Consider the following 17,163-nt stretch of genomic DNA (forward strand, 5'->3'; position numbering starts at 1 on the left):
TCTCCCGCCCGGTTACGGGCGGAAGAGCCGGTTTGAATCAGGCGGTTTTTTCCTTACGTGTCGCCCAGAGCGAGCCGAGAATGCCGGCCGCCAGGATCGAGACGGTAACGCCCAGCGAAATGGAGGGCGGGATCTTCGCGATGCCCAGCATGTCGGCGACGAAGATTTTCGAGCCGACGAAGATCAGCACGGCCGCCAGCGAATATTTCAGATAGGCGAAGCGGTGCATCAGGGCCGCGAGAGCGAAATAGAGCGCCCGCAGGCCGAGGATCGCGAAGATGTTCGAGGTGTAGACCAGGAACGGGTCCGTGGTGATCGCGAAGATCGCCGGGATCGAGTCGACCGCGAAGACGAGGTCCGCGAGCTCCACCATGATGAGCGCCAGGAAGAGCGGCGTCACGAAGGTTTTCAGCCTGCCTGTCTTGTCCGTCTCACGTACGAAGAAGCTTTCGCCGCGCAGGCCCTGGGTCACCGGCAGTCGCCTGCGCAGGAACTTCAGCACCGCATTGTTGCCGATATCCTCCTCGCTGTGGTCGGAAGAGATCAGCATCTTGATGCCGGTGAAGAGCAGGAAGGCGGCGAACAGGTAGAGAACCCAGTGGAAGTTTTCGACGATCGCCGCGCCGCCGGCGATCATGATGCCGCGCAGCACGATCACGCCGAGAATGCCATAGAGCAGCACGCGGTGCTGATACTGCCTGGGAATGGCGAAATAGGAGAAGATCATGGCGATGATGAAGATATTGTCCATCGCCAGGCTTTTCTCAACGACGAAGCCGGTGAGATATTCGACCGCCGGCTGCTGGCCGGACTGGAACCAGATCCAGCCGCCGAAGGCCAGTCCGATTGCGATATAGAAAGCGGACATCCACATGCTTTCCTTGACGCCGATTTCCTTCGATTCTTTATGAAGGACGCCAAGATCGAGAATGAGAAGTCCGAGGACGAGCGAGAGGAAGAGCGCCCACATCCATGCGGGCGTGCCAAGAAGATCCAAATGGAGGAGGTCCATCAGTCAACCTTATCCGGACGAGGTTGGCTTTATAGGGGAATCCGACATCACGCATGTCCGGAATACGCCAGAGGGGCCCGGATCCCACCTCGGCTATTTCGTTGTTCCAGCCGGCCCGTTCAAGAGCCCGGTTGACATTTTTATGCGGCCGGCCTAAAGACCCCGCCAACGCCGGGTGGAAACGCCCGGTGTTTCATTTGACATGTCCCGTGGTTCTCTCCGATCGCTTTCGTGAGAAACCTGTCAGAGCCTCTAAAACGGGGTTCAGAGGAGGGCGTGTTTCCTTGATCCGGTTTGGCAACAAGCCGGTGTAACCGTTTGAGAAGGAAATGCGATGAGCAAGCGCGAATCGTCCAAGTACAAAATTGACCGCCGTATGGGCGAAAACATCTGGGGCCGTCCGAAGTCCCCGGTCAACCGCCGCGAATACGGCCCGGGCCAGCACGGCCAGCGCCGCAAGGGCAAGCTCTCCGACTTCGGCGTGCAGCTCCGCGCCAAGCAGAAGCTGAAGGGCTATTACGGCGATATCCGCGAGAAGCAGTTCCGCGCCACCTACGACGAAGCCAACCGCCGCAAGGGTGACACCTCGGAGAACCTGATCGGCCTCCTGGAATCGCGTCTCGACGCGATCGTGTACCGCGCCAAGTTCGTTCCGACCGTCTTCGCATCGCGCCAGTTCATCAACCACGGCCACGTGACCGTGAATGGCGTTCGCGTCAACATCGGTTCCTACCGCTGCAAGCCGGGCGACGTCATCGAAGTTCGCCAGAAGTCCAAGCAGCTTGTTTCCGTTCTGGAATCCGTCCAGCTCGCCGAGCGTGACGTTCCGGACTACATCGAAGTCGATCACAACAAGATGGTCGCGACCTATGTTCGCGTTCCCTCGCTCTCCGACGTGCCCTACGCGGTCGTCATGGAGCCGCATCTGGTCGTCGAATTCTACTCGCGCTGATAGCGATCTGATTCATAATGAAAAAATGGCCCCGGGAGGGGCCATTTTTGTATCCGCATCGCATGTCTCCGTTCAGTCCTTCGGCGCCATCGAAGACCAGGAGGGCGGGCTGATGCTTTGCAGAAGCTGCGGCTCCACGCCGTCGATGCGCGCCAAAAGAGCCTTGGCGAGCTCGCGCCCCGCCTGTCGAACATCCTCGTTGACGGTGTAGATTTCCGGCCGGATCCAGTTCAGGAATTCCGCCGATTGTTTCGACACCATGTCGACATCGACCCCGAGCCTTGCTCCCGCGGCTTCGATGCCGGCCACGAGCGCGATGGTCGAGGAGCCGCTGATGGAAATGATGCCTTCGGGCGGATCGGCGGAGCGCATCATCGCCTCGCCATGGGCGCGAATTTCCTCGAGCGGCAGCTCGATATTGACTCGCCCCATCGGCACCTCGGTCGCGCCGAAATCGGCAAGCCCCCTTTCGAAGCCTGCCCGGCTGTGAAAATAGAAGGAGAGGCGGTTGGGCRGCGGCAGGAAGGCGATCCGCTTGCGCCCCTTTTTCACGAGCTTTTGCACGGCCTGATAGGCGAAGGCCTCGTTGTCGTGGTCGTGATAGGGGTGCACGATGCCCATATCGGTCCGTCCGTGCGTGACGAAAGGCAGGTTCCGCTCCGTCATCAGCCGCACCCGCGGGTCGTCGGGCGCGATGCGCGAGATGATGACGCCGTCCGCCGATCCCGTATCGAGAATATAGCGCACCGGCACCATGGGATCCTTCTGGAAGGAATGCGGCGTCACCACCAGGTGATATTGCGTGCCGACCAGCACCTCGGAAATGCCGCGCACCATCTGGCTGGTGAAGCCCATCAGCTCCTCTTCGAAGCTCAGCACCAGGGCGATGACGTTCGTCTTGCCAGTCCTGAGCCTCACGCCCGCTCGGTTGGGCTGATAGCCGAGCTGGTTGGCGACGAGCCGCACCCGCTCCTTCGTCTCGGCGCCGATATCCGGCGCATCCTTCAGCGCCCGCGAAACGGTGGTGATGCCGAGCCCCGTCATGAAGGCGATTGTCTTCAAGGTCGGACGTTCGTGAAGTGCCGCCTGCGCTCCCTCTGTCCGTCGTCTTCCGCTGTCATCCATATGCTGTCGCCGCCCGATTCAGGCATTCACTATACCGAGCTTTCGGCTGCCTGGAAACGTCCGGGCTCCCTCCCAAATCCTTCGATTTACGCAATAAACTGAAACGATACAGGGAAAATGTCGAGCGGTATTTCGAAGGGTTTCAGGAACACCCGTCCCGGAGGTTGTACAACGCAGCCGCGAGATCATTTTTTTGCGTCTGCGAGAACGCAATCCGCTTGGAAGGCTTAAAGCCAGTCGAAAAACGGCAATTTTTCTTTGATGTGGCATAGACGTGTGCTGGGCGTCACACCGAGGAGARTGCACCTTTAGATTGTATTTATCTCTTCCAAAAGATTTTTCCAGAAAAGGCGGTTGCCTGTCGCGAACGATTGACATAGCTTTTTACGGCAACGTTTCAGTGAGGGAGGACACTCATGAACATCCGTGCCATGACGGCTGCATTGGCCGCGACCGTCGCGCTGCCTTTCGGGCTTGCGAATGCGACTGATCTGGAAGTGACCCATTGGTGGACATCGGGGGGAGAGGCGGCCGCTGTCGGCGAGCTGGCCAAGGCATTCGACGCAACGGGCAATAAATGGGTCGACGGCGCGATTGCCGGCTCCGGCAGCACGGCGCGGCCGATCATGATCAGCCGCATCACCGGCGGCGATCCGATGGGCGCCACCCAGTTCAACCACGGCCGCCAGGCCGAGGAGCTGGTGCAGGAAGGCCTGATGCGCGATCTCACCGATGTCGCGGAAAAGGGTAAGTGGAAGGAAGTCATCCGGCCCGCGAGCCTGCTCGATTCCTGCACCATCGACGGCAAGATCTATTGCGCCCCGGTCAATATCCACTCCTGGCAGTGGCTGTGGCTTTCCAACGATGCCTTCAAGGCAGCGGGCGTGCCGGTTCCGAAGGATTGGAACGAGTTCGTCGCCGCCGCGCCCAAGCTCAAGGAGGCCGGCATCCAGCCGCTCGCGCTCGGCGGCCAGCCTTGGCAGTCGAACGGCCTCTTCGACACTCTGATCATCTCGATCGGCGGCAAGGAGGTTTACGAGAAGGTCTATCAGGAAAAGGATGCGGAAGTTGCCGCCGGGCCTGAAATGGCGAAGGTCTTCCAGGCTGCCGCCCACGCCCGCGATATGGCGAAGGGCAGCAATGTTCAGGATTGGAACCAGGCGACCAATATGGTCATCACCGGCAAGGCCGGCGGCCAGATCATGGGTGACTGGGCGCAGGGCGAATTCCAGATCGCCGGCAAGACGGCCGGAACGGACTATTCCTGCCTGCCGGGCCTCGGCCTCAACGAATATCTCGCGACCGGCGGCGATGCCTTCTATTTCCCGCTGATCGAGGACGAGGAAAAGGCGAAGGCGCAGGATATCCTGGCCGAGACCATCGTCGATCCCAAGGTGCAGGTCGCCTTCAATCTCAAGAAGGGTTCGCTGCCTGTGCGCGGTGACGTCGATATCRCCGCCGCCAATGATTGCATGAAGAAGGGGCTCGATATTCTTGCCAAGGGCTCCGTGGTGATCAGCACGGATCAGCTTCTGTCGCAGGATACGCAGAAGCAGAAGGAGGACCTGATGTCCGAATTCTTCGCCAGCGCCTCCATAACCCCGGAAGACGCGCAGAAGCGCTTCGTGGATATCATCGCCTCGGCCGATTGATTTCTCCCGGCGCGGGGCGGTCGTCCCTTGTGGCGGCTGTCCCGTGGCCGGTGGAATCCGGCACGGCTTTGATCGCGTGGAGACCGGCAAGGGCCGGCTCCTTTCCCCGCTTCTTTTCCTCAAAATGGAGGATGGCCCAGCATGGTGAAACAGGCAGCGGCCGGACGGCCGAACCATCTGTTCCGCAATCTCAATTCGAAGATAGCCTCGATCCCTATGATCCTGGTCGCCACCGTGATCTTCCTCGGCGGCACGGTCTGGACGGTGTTCTATTCCTTCACCAATTCAAGGCTTCTGCCGCGTCTGTCCTTTGTCGGCATCGAACAGTACGAGCGGCTCTGGGCGTCTTCCCGCTGGATCATTTCCATTCAGAATCTGGCGATCTACGGCATTCTCTCGCTGATCTTCAGCCTCGTCATCGGTTTCGTGCTGGCGGCTCTGATGGATCAGAAGATCCGCTTTGAGAACACCTTCCGCACCATCTTCCTCTATCCCTTCGCGCTCTCCTTCATCGTCACCGGCCTGGTCTGGCAATGGGTGCTCAATCCGGAATTCGGCGTGCAATCCGTGGTGCGTTCGCTTGGCTGGACGAGCTTCAGCTTCGATCCGCTCTACAATCCGCAGATCGTCATCTACGGCATCCTGATCGCCGCGCTCTGGCAGGGAACCGGGCTGGTAATGTGCCTCATGCTCGCCGGCTTGCGCGGCATCGACGAGGATATCTGGAAGGCTGCGCGGGTCGATGGCATCCCCATGTGGCGGACCTATCTCTTCGTCGTCATTCCCATGATGCGGCCGGTCTTCATCACCACGCTGGTCATCATCGCGAGCGGCATCGTCAAGGTTTATGACCTCGTGGTCGCGCAGACGAGCGGCGGCCCCGGCAACGCCTCCGAAGTGCCGGCGAAATACGTCTACGATTACATGTTCCAGGCGCAGAACCTCGGGCAAGGCTTCGCCGCCTCCACCATGATGCTGCTCACCGTGGCGATCATCATCATCCCCTGGGCCTATCTCGAATTCGGAGGACGCAAGCGTGGCTGATATCGGCACCCTCAACCGCACCGCCGCTGGCTTCGAYGCCATCTCCGACAGGGTTGCGTCCGGACCGCGCGGGCGGCGTCCCCGCCGGGTCCTCTCGCCCCGCAACATCATGCTCTACGGCACGCTCTTCGTCGCCGCGCTTTATTACCTGCTGCCGCTCTATGTGATGGTCGTGACCTCGCTCAAGGGCATGCCGGAAATCCGCATGGGCAATATCTTCTCGCCGCCCATGGAGATCACCTTCGAACCTTGGGTCAAGGCTTGGGCGGAGGCCTGCACCGGCCTTAATTGCGACGGTCTTTCGCGCGGCTTCTGGAATTCCGTGCGCATCCTCGTCCCCTCGGTCGTGGTGTCCATCGCCGTCGCCTCCGTCAGTGGCTATGCGCTCGCCAACTGGCGATTCAAGGGTTCGGAACTCTTCTTCTCGATCCTCATCATCGGCGCCTTCATCCCCTATCAGGTGATGATCTATCCGGTCGTCATCGTCCTGCGTGAACTCGGCGTTTACGGCACGCTGACCGGCCTCGTCATCGTCCATACGATCTTCGGCATGCCGATCCTGACGCTGCTCTTCCGCAATTATTTCGCCTCGCTCCCGGTGGAGCTCTTCAAGGCGGCGCGCATCGATGGCGCGGGCTTCTGGTCGATCTATTTCCGGATCATGCTGCCCATGGCGCTGCCGATCTTCGTGGTCGCGATGATCCTGCAGGTCACCGGCATCTGGAACGACTTCCTGTTCGGCGTGGTCTTCACCCGGCCGGATACCTATCCGATGACCGTCCAGCTCAACAACATCGTCAACTCCGTCCAGGGCGTGAAGGAGTACAACGTCAACATGGCCGCGACGCTTCTCACGGGCGCCGTTCCCCTGATCGTCTATTTCGTTTCCGGCCGTCTTTTCGTCCGCGGCATCGCCGCCGGCGCAGTCAAGGGGTAACCTGATGATGAACCAGAATGTATCGATCGCGAACTCCAGCGTTTCCATCAGGGACCTGTCGCTCTCCTTCGGCTCGGTGAACGTGCTGCAAAACCTCGATCTGGATATCCGCGACGGCGAGTTTCTCGTGCTGCTCGGCTCGTCCGGCTGCGGCAAGTCCACGCTGCTCAATTGCATCGCCGGTCTTCTGGAACCGACCGACGGGCAGATCTTCATCAAGGACAGGAACGTCACCTGGGAGGAGCCGAAGGATCGCGGCATCGGCATGGTCTTTCAGTCCTATGCGCTCTATCCGCAGATGACGGTGGAGAAGAACCTCTCCTTCGGCCTGCGCGTCGCCAAGGTGCCGAAGGAGGAGATAGACAAGCGCGTGGCCCGCGCCGCCGAAATCCTGCAGATCGGCCCGCTTCTGAAACGCAAGCCGGCGGAGCTTTCCGGCGGCCAGCGCCAGCGTGTCGCGATCGGCCGCGCCCTGGTGCGCGATGTCGATGTTTTCCTGTTCGACGAGCCGCTGTCGAACCTCGATGCCAAGCTGCGTTCGGAGCTGCGCGTCGAAATCAAGCGGCTGCACCAGTCGCTCAAGAACACGATGATCTACGTCACCCACGACCAGATCGAGGCTCTGACGCTCGCCGATCGTATCGCCATCATGAAGAGCGGCGTGATCCAGCAGCTCGATGATCCGATCCGCATCTACAACAAGCCGAAGAACCTCTTCGTCGCCGGTTTCATCGGCTCGCCCTCCATGAATTTCCTGCGCGGCGAACTGGTGGAGGAGGGCGGTCGCGTCGTGTTCCGCACCCATGGCGTCAATTTCTCGCTCGACCGCTATGAGGCGGCCGAACCGTTGCGGGCCGGGCGCAAGGTGGTGCTCGGCGTGCGCCCGGAACACATCACCGTCGACGGCAGGACGGGCGGCGAGGTGCATGAGGCCGTGGTCGATATCGAGGAGCCCATGGGTGCCGACAACCTGCTCTGGCTCAAGCATGCCGGCCATACGCTCTCCGTCCGCATCGGCGGCGCGCGCCGTTACGCGGTCGGCGCCAAGGTGGAGCTGAGCTTCGACATGTCGCTCGCCTCCCTTTTCGATGCCGAGACCGAGGACCGGATTTGATGTCACTCCTCGCGTTTGCCCCTCATCCGGCTGCCGCCACCTTCTCCCCGCACGCGGGGAGAAGGGACATGCCGCACCGCTCCACCCTGTGCGGGACCGTGCCACAGGGCACGTTCCCTCTCCCCGCGCGCGGGGAGAGGGCCAGGGTGAGGGGCAGAGGCGTCCGCGCCGATTGATGATGAGCATGAGCAACGTACTCGACCTTTCCGGCACATGGCAGCTCGCTTCCGCGGACGGTGAACACCGCGCGGGGATATCAATTCCCGGCGACGTCCATACCGCCCTCAAGTTCGCTGGCGTCATCCCCGACCCTTATGTCGGGCGCAACGAGAACGATGTGCAATGGGTCGCGCATCAGGATTGGACCATCGAGCGGCGCTTCACGCTGGATGAGGGCGATGGCTCCTGGTATCTCGACATCACCGATCTCGATACCGTCGCGACCGTCTTCGTCAACGGCCAGCCGGTTTTGGAGGCGGACAATTGCTTCCGCCGCTACCGGCCGGATGTCTCGAAGGCGCTGAAACCCGGCGAGAACGTCATCCGCATCCACTTCCGCTCCAGCATCGCCGAAGGCGCGAAGCGGCAGGCCCGCCAGCCGTTCTACATTCCGTATTCGACAGCCAACTCGCCGATCCCGAACGGCAACATGCTGCGCAAGCCGCAATGCCATTTCGGCTGGGACTGGAACATCGCCATCGCACCGCTCGGCCTCTACGGCACGATCGCGCTGAAGAAGCTCGAAACGGCGCGGATCGAGCATGTCGTCACCAGTCAGAGACATGCGGCAGGCAGGGCCGAACTGCATGTGGCGGTCACGCTCCATGCCCGCGATCCGGGCATCGTTGCCGTTCATTTGGATATCGATGGCGAGCGGGTGCGGCTCGATTTCGGCATCGATGCGGGCGAAACCACCATCCGCCATGTCTTCGAGATCGAAAATCCGGAATTCTGGTGGCCGGCAGGCAGCGGCGGGCAGAGGCTTTACCGCCTCTCGGTGGAAATTCCGGGCGAGACGGTCACCCGTCAAATAGGCCTTAGAACGGTCGAGCTTCTGACCGATCCGGACGAGGCGGGCAGCCGCTTCGCTTTCCGCATCAACGGTCGGGAAATCTTCTGCCGCGGCGCCAACTGGATACCGGCCGATGCGCTCTTCTCGCTGACGAGCCGCGAAAAGACCGAAGACCTGCTTCGCTCGGCCGTCGAAGCCAACATGAACATGATCCGGGTCTGGGGCGGCGGTTTCTACGAGGCGGATTGGTTCTACGATCTCTGCGATCGGCTGGGCCTCATGGTCTGGCAGGATTTCCAGTTCGCCTGCAATCTCTATCCGTCGACGCCGGATTTCCTTGAAAACGTCGAGGCGGAGGTGGATTACCAGGTCCGGCGGCTCGTCTCGCATCCTTCGATCGTTGTCTGGTGCGGCGATAACGAGCTGGTCGGCGCGCTCAATTGGTTCGAGGAGTCGCGGACGAACCGCGACCGCTATCTCGTCTCCTATGACCGCCTCAACCGGGTGATAGAGCAGGCTCTCGCGAAGGCGGCTCCCGATGCCATCTGGTGGCCGTCGAGTCCTGCCTCCGGCTATCTGGATTATGGCGATGCCTGGCATGCGGATGGTTCAGGCGACATGCACTACTGGTCCGTCTGGCACGAGAATAAGCCGTTCGACGATTACCGCTCGGTCAAGCCGCGCTTCTGCTCGGAATTCGGTTTCCAGTCCTATACCTCGCTGCCGGTGATCGAAACCTATGCGAACCGCAAGGACATGAACATCGCCTCGCCGGTGATGGAGCATCACCAGAAGAACGCCGGGGGCAACGAGCGCATTGCGGGCACCATGTTCCGCAATTTCCGCTTCCCGAGGGATTTCGCCAATTTCGTCTATCTGAGCCAGGTGCAGCAGGGCGTGGCGATCAGGACGGCGGTAGATTACTGGCGGTCGCTCAAACCTCATTGCATGGGCACGCTCTACTGGCAGCTCAACGACACTTGGCCGGTCGCCTCCTGGTCGAGCCTCGATTACGGCGGAAGCTGGAAGGTGCTGCACTATATGGCGCGGCGCTTCTTCCAGCCGGTCGCGGTGGCCGCGATCCCATCCGAGGATGGCCGGGAGATCCGCCTGTCGCTGGTCAACGACACGCTAGCCGACGTGACGGTTACCATCAATCTCTCCGTGCTTACCCTGTCCGGCGAGCGCCGTCCGCTGAGGAGCGTCGAGGCGGTCTGCTCCCCGGATGCTGCGGTGACCGCGCTGGCGATTGCGGCGGATGATATCCCGGCCGATTGCATCCTCGCCTGGGGCTTCACGGCTTCAAACGGCATGGGCGGGGAGGGGCATTACGTCACCGGCACCTACAAGGCGCTGAATCTCGAGCCGCCCGGCCTCGAATTCTCCGTATCACCGGCCGGTGACGGGGCCTTCGACCTTCTGGTTCAGGCCAAGGGCCTCGCACTCTTCGTGATGGTCGAGAGCGCCACGCCCGGCCGTTATTCCGACAACGCCTTCGACCTCGCCGCCGGCGAGAGCCGCCGCATCACGTTTACACCCGCCGCTCCGTCCGGAGCGTCGCCGCAGTTCCGCATCTACGACCTTTATTCCTGCCAGTCGGCGGGTTGAGTTTTCTTTTGCCAGAAGGAGAATAGTGATGACGACCCTTGGTTTTCAGCTTTACAGCGCCCGCAACTTTCCCCCGCTTTCCGATGTGCTGCCGCTTCTGGCGAAGAACGGCTACAAGCAGGTGGAGGGCTATGGCGGCATCTACGGTACCCTGGACGAGGCTTCGCTGAAAACGCTGAAGGCCGATCTCGACCGCAACGGGCTGACCATGCCCACCGGCCATTTCGGTCTCGATCTTCTGGAGAAGGAACCCGAACAGGCGCTGCTGATTGCAAAGACGCTCGGCATCGAGGCGATCTATTGCCCCTATCTCCTGCCCGATCAGAGGCCGAGCGATGCCAAGGGCTGGTTCGCTTTCGGCAAGCGTCTGCAGGAGGCCGGCAAGCGTTATCGGGATGCCGGCTATACCTTCGGCTGGCACAATCATGATTTCGAGTTCCAGAAGCTCGAGGATGGCACGACGCCGCAGGAGCAGATTCTGGAGGGCGGTCCGGACCTCGCCTGGGAAATGGACGTTGCCTGGACCATTCGCGGCAATGCCGACCCCTTCGCCTGGATCGAGCGCTACGGAAGCCGCATCAAGGCCGTCCATGTGAAGGACATCGCGCCTGCCGGCGAAAACAAGGACGAGGATGGCTGGGCCGATCTCGGCCATGGCACCGTGCGGTGGAAGGATCTGATGGGCGCGCTCTCCAAAACGTCGGCCCGGCACTACGTCCTCGAACACGACAATCCGAACGATCTGGAACGGCTCGTCACCCGTTCCATCGCCTCCTTCAATTCCTATTGATCTCAAGAATTCCGGAGTCTTCCATGCCAAGGGAACTAGGCGTCGGCATCATCGGATGCGGCAACATTTCCACCACCTATTTCGCGCTCTCGCCGCTTTTCAAGGGCCTCAAGGTGCTCGCCTGCGCCGACTTGAACCATGAGGCGGCCAAGCTTCGCGCCGAGGAATACGGCGTCAAGGCGCAGACGATCGACGAGCTTCTCGCCAATGACGAGATCGATCTGATCGTCAACCTCACCATTCCCGCGGCGCATTTCGCCGTGTCGCGGGCGATCCTCGAAGCCGGCAAGCACGTCTATTCGGAAAAGCCGCTCACCGTCACGCTCGAAGAGGGCAAGGCGCTGCAGAAGCTTGCGAAGGAGAAGGGGCTTTCCGTCGGCTGCGCGCCGGATACCTTCCTCGGCGGCGCGCACCAGCTCGCCCGCAACTATATCGATCAGGGCGGCGTGGGCCGCATCACCTCCGGCACCTGCCATGTGATGAGCCCCGGCATGGAGATGTGGCATCCCAATCCCGGCTTCTTCTTCCTCGAAGGCGGCGGGCCGATCCTCGATCTCGGACCCTATTACATCGCCAACCTCGTCAACCTCATTGGCCCGGTAAAGCGGGTAGGGGCGCTCACCTCCATGGCGCGCAAGACCCGCACCGTCACCAGCGAGCCGCTCAAGGGCCAGGAGATTCCGGTCGAGACGCCGACCAACATCCATGCTCTCCTGGAGTTCGCGAACGGCGCGACCATCACGCTTTCCGCAAGCTGGGATGTCTGGTCGCACCGCCATGCCAACATGGAGCTTTACGGCACCGAAGGATCGCTCTTCGTGCCGGACCCGAACTTCTTCGGCGGCGTGGTGGAAGCGAGCGGCCGCAACAAGGATATCCAGCCGCTCGAGCCATGGGATCATCCCTTCGGCAAGTTCAACCAGGAAAGCCCGCAGGGCCCGCGCGCCAATTACCGCACGGCCGGTTTGGCCGATATGGCGGTGGCGATCATCGACGGTCGCGATGCCCGCTGCTCGCTGGATCGCGCGCTGCACGGCGTCGACGTCATGACCTCGATCCTGAAATCCGGCGAGGAGCGCCGCTTCATCGAGCTTTCCACCACCTGCACCCAGCCCGCCGCCCTCGGCATCGAGGAAGCGCAAGCGCTCTTGAAGTAAACGGTCGAGGCGATATTGTCCCCGCGCGGGCCCTTTGCCCGCGCGCTTTTCATTGAAAGGGGGAGTTTCATCATGAGCTGGCAACCGGCGGCAAACCGCTACGAGACCATGAAGTACAACCGCTGCGGCCGCTCCGGCCTCAAGCTGCCGGCGATCTCGCTGGGTCTCTGGCACAATTTCGGTGGCGATACGCCCCATGAGCGTAAGCAGGCGATCGTCCGCAAGGCCTTCGATCTCGGGATTACCCATTTCGATCTCGCCAACAATTACGGCCCGCCGCCCGGCAGCGCCGAAATCGCCTTCGGAGAGATCCTGCGCAACGATTTCGCCGGCTATCGCGACGAACTCATCATCTCCTCCAAGGCGGGCTACAATATGTGGCCGGGTCCCTATGGAGAGTGGGGCAGCCGCAAATACGTGATCTCCTCGTGCGACCAGAGCCTGAAGCGCATGGGGCTCGATTATGTCGATATCTTCTATTCGCACCGCTTCGATCCCGATACGCCGCTGGAGGAGACCTGTGGCGCGCTCGATCACATCGTGCGTTCGGGCAGGGCGCTCTATATCGGCATCTCCTCCTACAATTCGAAGCGCACCCGCGAGGCGGCGGCGATCCTCAAGGAGCTCGGCACGCCGATCCTCATCCACCAGCCGAGCTATTCCATGATCAACCGCTGGGTCGAGGAGGACGGGCTTCTCGACGCGCTCGATGATCTCGGCATCGGCTCGATCGTCTTCTCGCCGCTGGCGCAGGGCATGCTGACGTCGAAATATCTCGCCGGCATTCCGGAAGACAGCCGCGCCGCTCAGGGCAAGTCGCTGCGCTCCGAATTCCTGAACGAGAAGAACATCGAGAACCTCCGCGCCTTGAACGCGATTGCCGAAAAGCGCGGCCAGACCTTGGCGCAGATGGCGATCGCCTGGGTCTTGCGCGGCGGGCGTGTCACCACGGCACTGATCGGCGCCAGCCGGCCAGAACAGGTGGAAGATTGCGTCAAGGCGCTGGAGAAGCCCGATTTCACGACAGAGGAATTGGTCGCGATCGACGTTCACGCCAAGGAAGCGGACATCAATCTCTGGGCCGCTTCGGCCGAGCGCAAGGGCCCCGAGCGCAGGCATTGATGGCGGGGAATGTGCCCCTCACCCTAACCCTCTTCCCGTTCTAACGGGGAGAGGGGAGATAGCTTTTACGACGCTGCGGTCGAGCAATTTCAAACCGAGGAGGAATGTTCGTGATCCGCAACCCGATCCTGCCGGGCTTCAATCCGGACCCGTCCATCTGCCGCGTCGGCGAGGATTACTACATCGCCACTTCCACCTTCGAATGGTATCCCGGCGTGCAGATCCATCATTCGCGAGACCTCGTGAACTGGACGCTGGTGCGCCGGCCGCTGGAGCGCGCAAGCCAGCTCGACATGCGCGGCAATCCCGATAGCGGCGGCATATGGGCGCCGTGCCTGTCCTATGCGGATGGCCTGTTCTGGCTCGTCTATACCGACGTCAAGCGCATCGACGGCAACTTCAAGGACGCACACAATTACATCGTCACCTCGCCGACGATCGAGGGCGAATGGTCCGATCCGGTCTATGTGAATTCCTCCGGTTTCGATCCCTCGCTCTTCCATGACGACGATGGTCGCAAGTGGTTCCTCAACATGCAGTGGAACCACCGCAGGGAGGAGCTTGCCGCATCCAGGCACCCGGCCTTCGACGGCATCCTGCTGCAGGAATGGGACCCGACGGCCAGGGCTCTGAAAGGTCCGGTCAGGAACATCTTTGCCGRCAGCCCGCTCGGTCTTGTCGAAGGCCCGCATCTCTTCAAGCGGAACGGCTGGTATTATCTTACGACCGCCGAGGGCGGCACTGGCTATGAGCACGCCGTCACCATGGCGCGCTCGCGACGCATAGAAGGGCCTTATGAGATGCACCCGCAAACGCATCTCATCACCTCGAAGGACCATCCGAAGGCCGCTCTCCAGCGCGCCGGGCACGGCCAGTATGTCGAAACGTCTGCAGGCGAGGCCTATCACACCCATCTCTGCGGCCGTCCGCTGCCGCCGCAGCGGCGCTGCACGCTCGGCCGCGAAACGGCGCTCCAGAAATGCATATGGAAGGATGACGACTGGCTCTATCTCGCGCAGGGCGGCATGGTGCCGGATGTCGATGTGCCGTCGCCGGGTAATGCCGTGCCCCATGAAAAACCGGCCCGCATCGAACGAACCTTCGACGAACCCGCCCTGCCGGCGGAATTCCAGTGGCTGCGCACGCCCTTTCCGGAACGTCTCTTCAATCTGAACGAGCGGCCCGGCCATTTGCGCCTCTTCGGGCGTGAAAGCCTGGGCTCATGGTTCGAACAGTCGCTGGTGGCCCGCCGGCAGGAGCATCACTCCTTCCGCGCCGAAACCAAGATCGAGTTTTCGCCGGAAACCTATCAACAGGCTGCGGGCCTCGTTCATTACTATAACCGGCACAAATTCCATGCGCTTGCCGTGACCTGGCATGAAAAGCTCGGGCGGGTCGTCACGATCTTTTCCTGCCCCGGCGACTTTCCGCATGGGCGGATGAGCTTCCCCGTGGCAAGCGGCATCGGCTTACCGGAGGGGCCGATTGGTCTCGCAATGGAAGTCTGCGACAACGACCTTCAGTTCTTCTGGCGCGCGGCCGGCTCGAGGGACTGGCTCGAACTGGGACCGGTTCTCGATGCCGGCGTCATCTCGGATGAAGGCGGGCGCGGCGAGCACGGGTCGTTCACCGGCGCGTTCGCAGGTGTTTTTGCCTTCGATATTACCGGCGCAGCCATGCCAGCGGACTTCGACAGCTTTGTTTATGAAGCTCTAAAATAGTAAAAGCGGCAGATGAGGAAGATGCAAAAAGCGGTTCATTTCATTACGAAATTGTAATCGAACCGTTCAGTTCTGGTTCACCAATGCAGCCGTAATTTCCGGGCGTGTTCAAGAAGAGGAAACGCTCATGAAGAAGCTCTTTGCCGTACTTATGACTGCCACCGTCCTTGCCGCTCCGCTGGCCGAAGCCCAGGCACAGGAACGTTATCGCGACCATGGCCGCGATCGCGACCGCGGCCGTCAGGTGGAACGCTCGGTTACCATTGAGAAGAAGGTGGTGAGGAAGCATCGCTGGAGCAAGGGGCATCGCATGACGGCCGCCGAGCGCCGCCGCATGGCCGAAATCCGCGATTATCGCCGCTATCGTTTGTCGGCGCCTCCGCGCGGCTATCGCTGGGTCAAGGCCGACAACGACTTCCTGCTCGTCGGCATCACGTCGGGCATTATCGCCAGCATCATCGCCGGCCGGTAATAGGGATGACCTGCGGGCGGAGAGGGCTTTGCCCCGCCCGCAGGCCTTGCAAGCCGCCGCTCTGCGTTGCGGCGGCCATGCATTCGGTCATGCCGCCTGCCGGTTCCAGGAAGCAAAGGGATCGGGCAGGTTGCGCCAGCGGTCCGGCTGGAATTTGTCGGCTCCAATCAGACAGGCATCGARTTCGGCCCGGATAGCGGCCTCGCTCATCGGGTCCGCTCCGATGAAGGCGATCTCCTGCCGCCGGTCGCCCCAGACGGGATCGAGATAGCGGGAGAGCCCCTGGCGGAATTCCTCGTCCTGCGGCCACCTTTCCCTCGGAACCGCATCCCACCAGAGCCCGAGCTTCTGCGTCCGCACCAGCGCACCCGCCTGGCTGATCTCGCCCACGTGATAGGGCCGCGTCGCCAGCCAGAAGAAACCCTTGGCGCGGATGACGCCCGGCCAAGACCGCTGCACGAAATCATGGAACTTTGCCGGATCGAACGGCTGTCGGGCGCGGTAGACGAAGGAGCGGATTCCATATTCTTCCGTTTCCGGCACATGGTCCTTGAAACCGTGCAGCTCCTTGAACCAGAGGGGATGGGTCTCGGCCCTGGCGAAGTCGAAAAGCCCGGTTCCGAGAAGCGCCGTCGGTGCGATCTGACCGAAATCGGTTTCGATGATCCGGGCATCCGGATTGAGGCCGGCTATGATCTTGCGGGCGGCGTCCAATTGATCGGGGGAGGCGGCCGATACCTTGTTGAGAACCACCACATCGGCGAATTCGATCTGCTCGACCAGGAGATCGACCAGTGTACGGTTGTCGTCGTCGCCGGCAGTCTCGCCCCGGTCGGCCAGGAAATCCGCCGAGCCGTAATCCTTCAGAAGATTGGCGGCATCGACGACCGTAACCATGGTGTCGAGCCGCGCCACATCGGAAAGGCTCTCGCCGTTTTCATCGCGGAACTCGAAGGTGGCGGCGACGGGGAGGGGTTCGGCAATCCCGGTGGATTCGATCAGCAGATAGTCGAAACGCCTCTGTTCCGCGAGTTGGCGCACCTCTTTCAGCAGATCGTCGCGCAGCGTGCAGCAAATGCAGCCATTGGTCATCTCCACCAGCTGTTCCTCGGTGYGGGAGAGACCGGCGCCGCCATCGCGCACCAGCGCCGCATCGATATTCACCTCGCTCATGTCGTTGACGATGACCGCGACGCGAAGACCGTGTCGGTTGCCGAGAACGTGGTTGAGCAGCGTCGTTTTGCCGGCTCCAAGGAAGCCGGAGAGAACGGTGACGGGTAGCTTTTCTTCCATGTCGAGTCCCTTGTAAAGTTATAACGTAACATTCGATGTGAAGGAAAAAGGCGAAAGCCCCGCCTGAGGGTGGACGACAAATCTGGCTTCACACTCGACGTCATCCTCGGCCTTGGGCCGAGGATCTACATACATGCAATGAAATCAAAAGA

Annotated in this window: 14 protein-coding genes; 11 read left to right on the forward strand and 3 right to left on the reverse strand. The window is 61.4% G+C overall.

What is annotated here, in order from left to right:
* Positions 1 to 37: 37 nt before the first annotated feature.
* Positions 38 to 1,012: a TerC family protein gene (locus LCM4573_RS24415; protein WP_071009157.1), complete on the reverse strand. Its 975-nt coding sequence runs from the start codon at positions 1,010 to 1,012 to the stop codon at positions 38 to 40.
* Positions 1,013 to 1,346: 334 nt separating this feature from the next.
* On the opposite strand from LCM4573_RS24415, the gene rpsD reads away from it, so the two are divergent.
* On the forward strand, positions 1,347 to 1,964 hold the full coding sequence (gene rpsD / locus LCM4573_RS24420) for a 30S ribosomal protein S4 (RefSeq protein WP_071009159.1): 618 nt from the start codon (positions 1,347 to 1,349) through the stop codon (positions 1,962 to 1,964).
* 72 nt (positions 1,965 to 2,036) lie between these two features.
* On the opposite strand, the gene LCM4573_RS24425 is transcribed toward rpsD, so the two are convergent.
* On the reverse strand, positions 2,037 to 3,089 hold the full coding sequence (locus LCM4573_RS24425; RefSeq protein ID WP_071009161.1) for a LacI family transcriptional regulator: 1,053 nt from the start codon (positions 3,087 to 3,089) through the stop codon (positions 2,037 to 2,039).
* Between the two features lie 416 nt (positions 3,090 to 3,505).
* Between LCM4573_RS24425 and LCM4573_RS24430 the strand changes: the two genes are divergently transcribed.
* The 10 genes from LCM4573_RS24430 (at position 3,506) to LCM4573_RS24475 (ending at position 15,718) form a co-directional block, all read left to right on the forward strand.
* Positions 3,506 to 4,741 carry an ABC transporter substrate-binding protein gene (locus tag LCM4573_RS24430; RefSeq protein ID WP_071009163.1) on the forward strand — a complete coding sequence of 412 codons (1,236 nt, stop codon included), beginning with the start codon at positions 3,506 to 3,508 and terminating at the stop codon, positions 4,739 to 4,741.
* Between the two features lie 141 nt (positions 4,742 to 4,882).
* Positions 4,883 to 5,785: a carbohydrate ABC transporter permease gene (locus LCM4573_RS24435; RefSeq protein ID WP_071009165.1), complete on the forward strand. Its 903-nt coding sequence runs from the start codon at positions 4,883 to 4,885 to the stop codon at positions 5,783 to 5,785.
* Positions 5,778 to 6,722 carry a carbohydrate ABC transporter permease gene (locus LCM4573_RS24440; RefSeq protein ID WP_071009166.1) on the forward strand — a complete coding sequence of 315 codons (945 nt, stop codon included), beginning with the start codon at positions 5,778 to 5,780 and terminating at the stop codon, positions 6,720 to 6,722. Before LCM4573_RS24435 ends, LCM4573_RS24440 begins: the two co-directional genes overlap by 8 nt.
* Positions 6,723 to 6,729: 7 nt before the next feature.
* Positions 6,730 to 7,836: an ABC transporter ATP-binding protein gene (locus tag LCM4573_RS24445; RefSeq protein WP_071009232.1), complete on the forward strand. Its 1,107-nt coding sequence runs from the start codon at positions 6,730 to 6,732 to the stop codon at positions 7,834 to 7,836.
* A 175-nt stretch (positions 7,837 to 8,011) separates the two neighbouring features.
* Entirely contained in the window at positions 8,012 to 10,456 is a 2,445-nt protein-coding gene (locus LCM4573_RS24450) for a glycosyl hydrolase 2 galactose-binding domain-containing protein (RefSeq protein ID WP_071009168.1), read from the forward strand.
* A gap of 28 nt (positions 10,457 to 10,484) precedes the next feature.
* The gene (locus LCM4573_RS24455; RefSeq protein WP_071009170.1) at positions 10,485 to 11,246 is read left to right on the forward strand and encodes a sugar phosphate isomerase/epimerase; all 762 of its coding nucleotides are present in this window, start codon (positions 10,485 to 10,487) and stop codon (positions 11,244 to 11,246) included.
* Between the two features lie 23 nt (positions 11,247 to 11,269).
* Positions 11,270 to 12,403: a Gfo/Idh/MocA family protein gene (locus LCM4573_RS24460; RefSeq protein ID WP_071009173.1), complete on the forward strand. Its 1,134-nt coding sequence runs from the start codon at positions 11,270 to 11,272 to the stop codon at positions 12,401 to 12,403.
* 72 nt (positions 12,404 to 12,475) lie between these two features.
* Positions 12,476 to 13,525, forward strand: coding sequence for an L-glyceraldehyde 3-phosphate reductase (gene mgrA / locus LCM4573_RS24465; RefSeq protein WP_071009174.1), 1,050 nt, complete (start codon positions 12,476 to 12,478; stop codon positions 13,523 to 13,525).
* Positions 13,526 to 13,635: 110 nt separating this feature from the next.
* Positions 13,636 to 15,246, forward strand: coding sequence for a glycoside hydrolase family 43 protein (locus LCM4573_RS24470; protein WP_071009233.1), 1,611 nt, complete (start codon positions 13,636 to 13,638; stop codon positions 15,244 to 15,246).
* Between the two features lie 127 nt (positions 15,247 to 15,373).
* Complete coding sequence (locus tag LCM4573_RS24475; RefSeq protein ID WP_071009176.1) at positions 15,374 to 15,718, forward strand: RcnB family protein; 345 nt, start codon at positions 15,374 to 15,376, stop codon at positions 15,716 to 15,718.
* 87 nt (positions 15,719 to 15,805) lie between these two features.
* Here LCM4573_RS24475 and LCM4573_RS24480 read toward each other — a convergent pair whose 3' ends face one another.
* Complete coding sequence (locus tag LCM4573_RS24480) at positions 15,806 to 17,011, reverse strand: GTP-binding protein (protein ID WP_071009178.1); 1,206 nt, start codon at positions 17,009 to 17,011, stop codon at positions 15,806 to 15,808.
* Positions 17,012 to 17,163 lie beyond the last annotated feature (152 nt).

The organism is Rhizobium sp. LCM 4573, assembly GCF_001854865.1.
In the GTDB taxonomy this organism is placed as follows: domain Bacteria; phylum Pseudomonadota; class Alphaproteobacteria; order Rhizobiales; family Rhizobiaceae; genus Neorhizobium.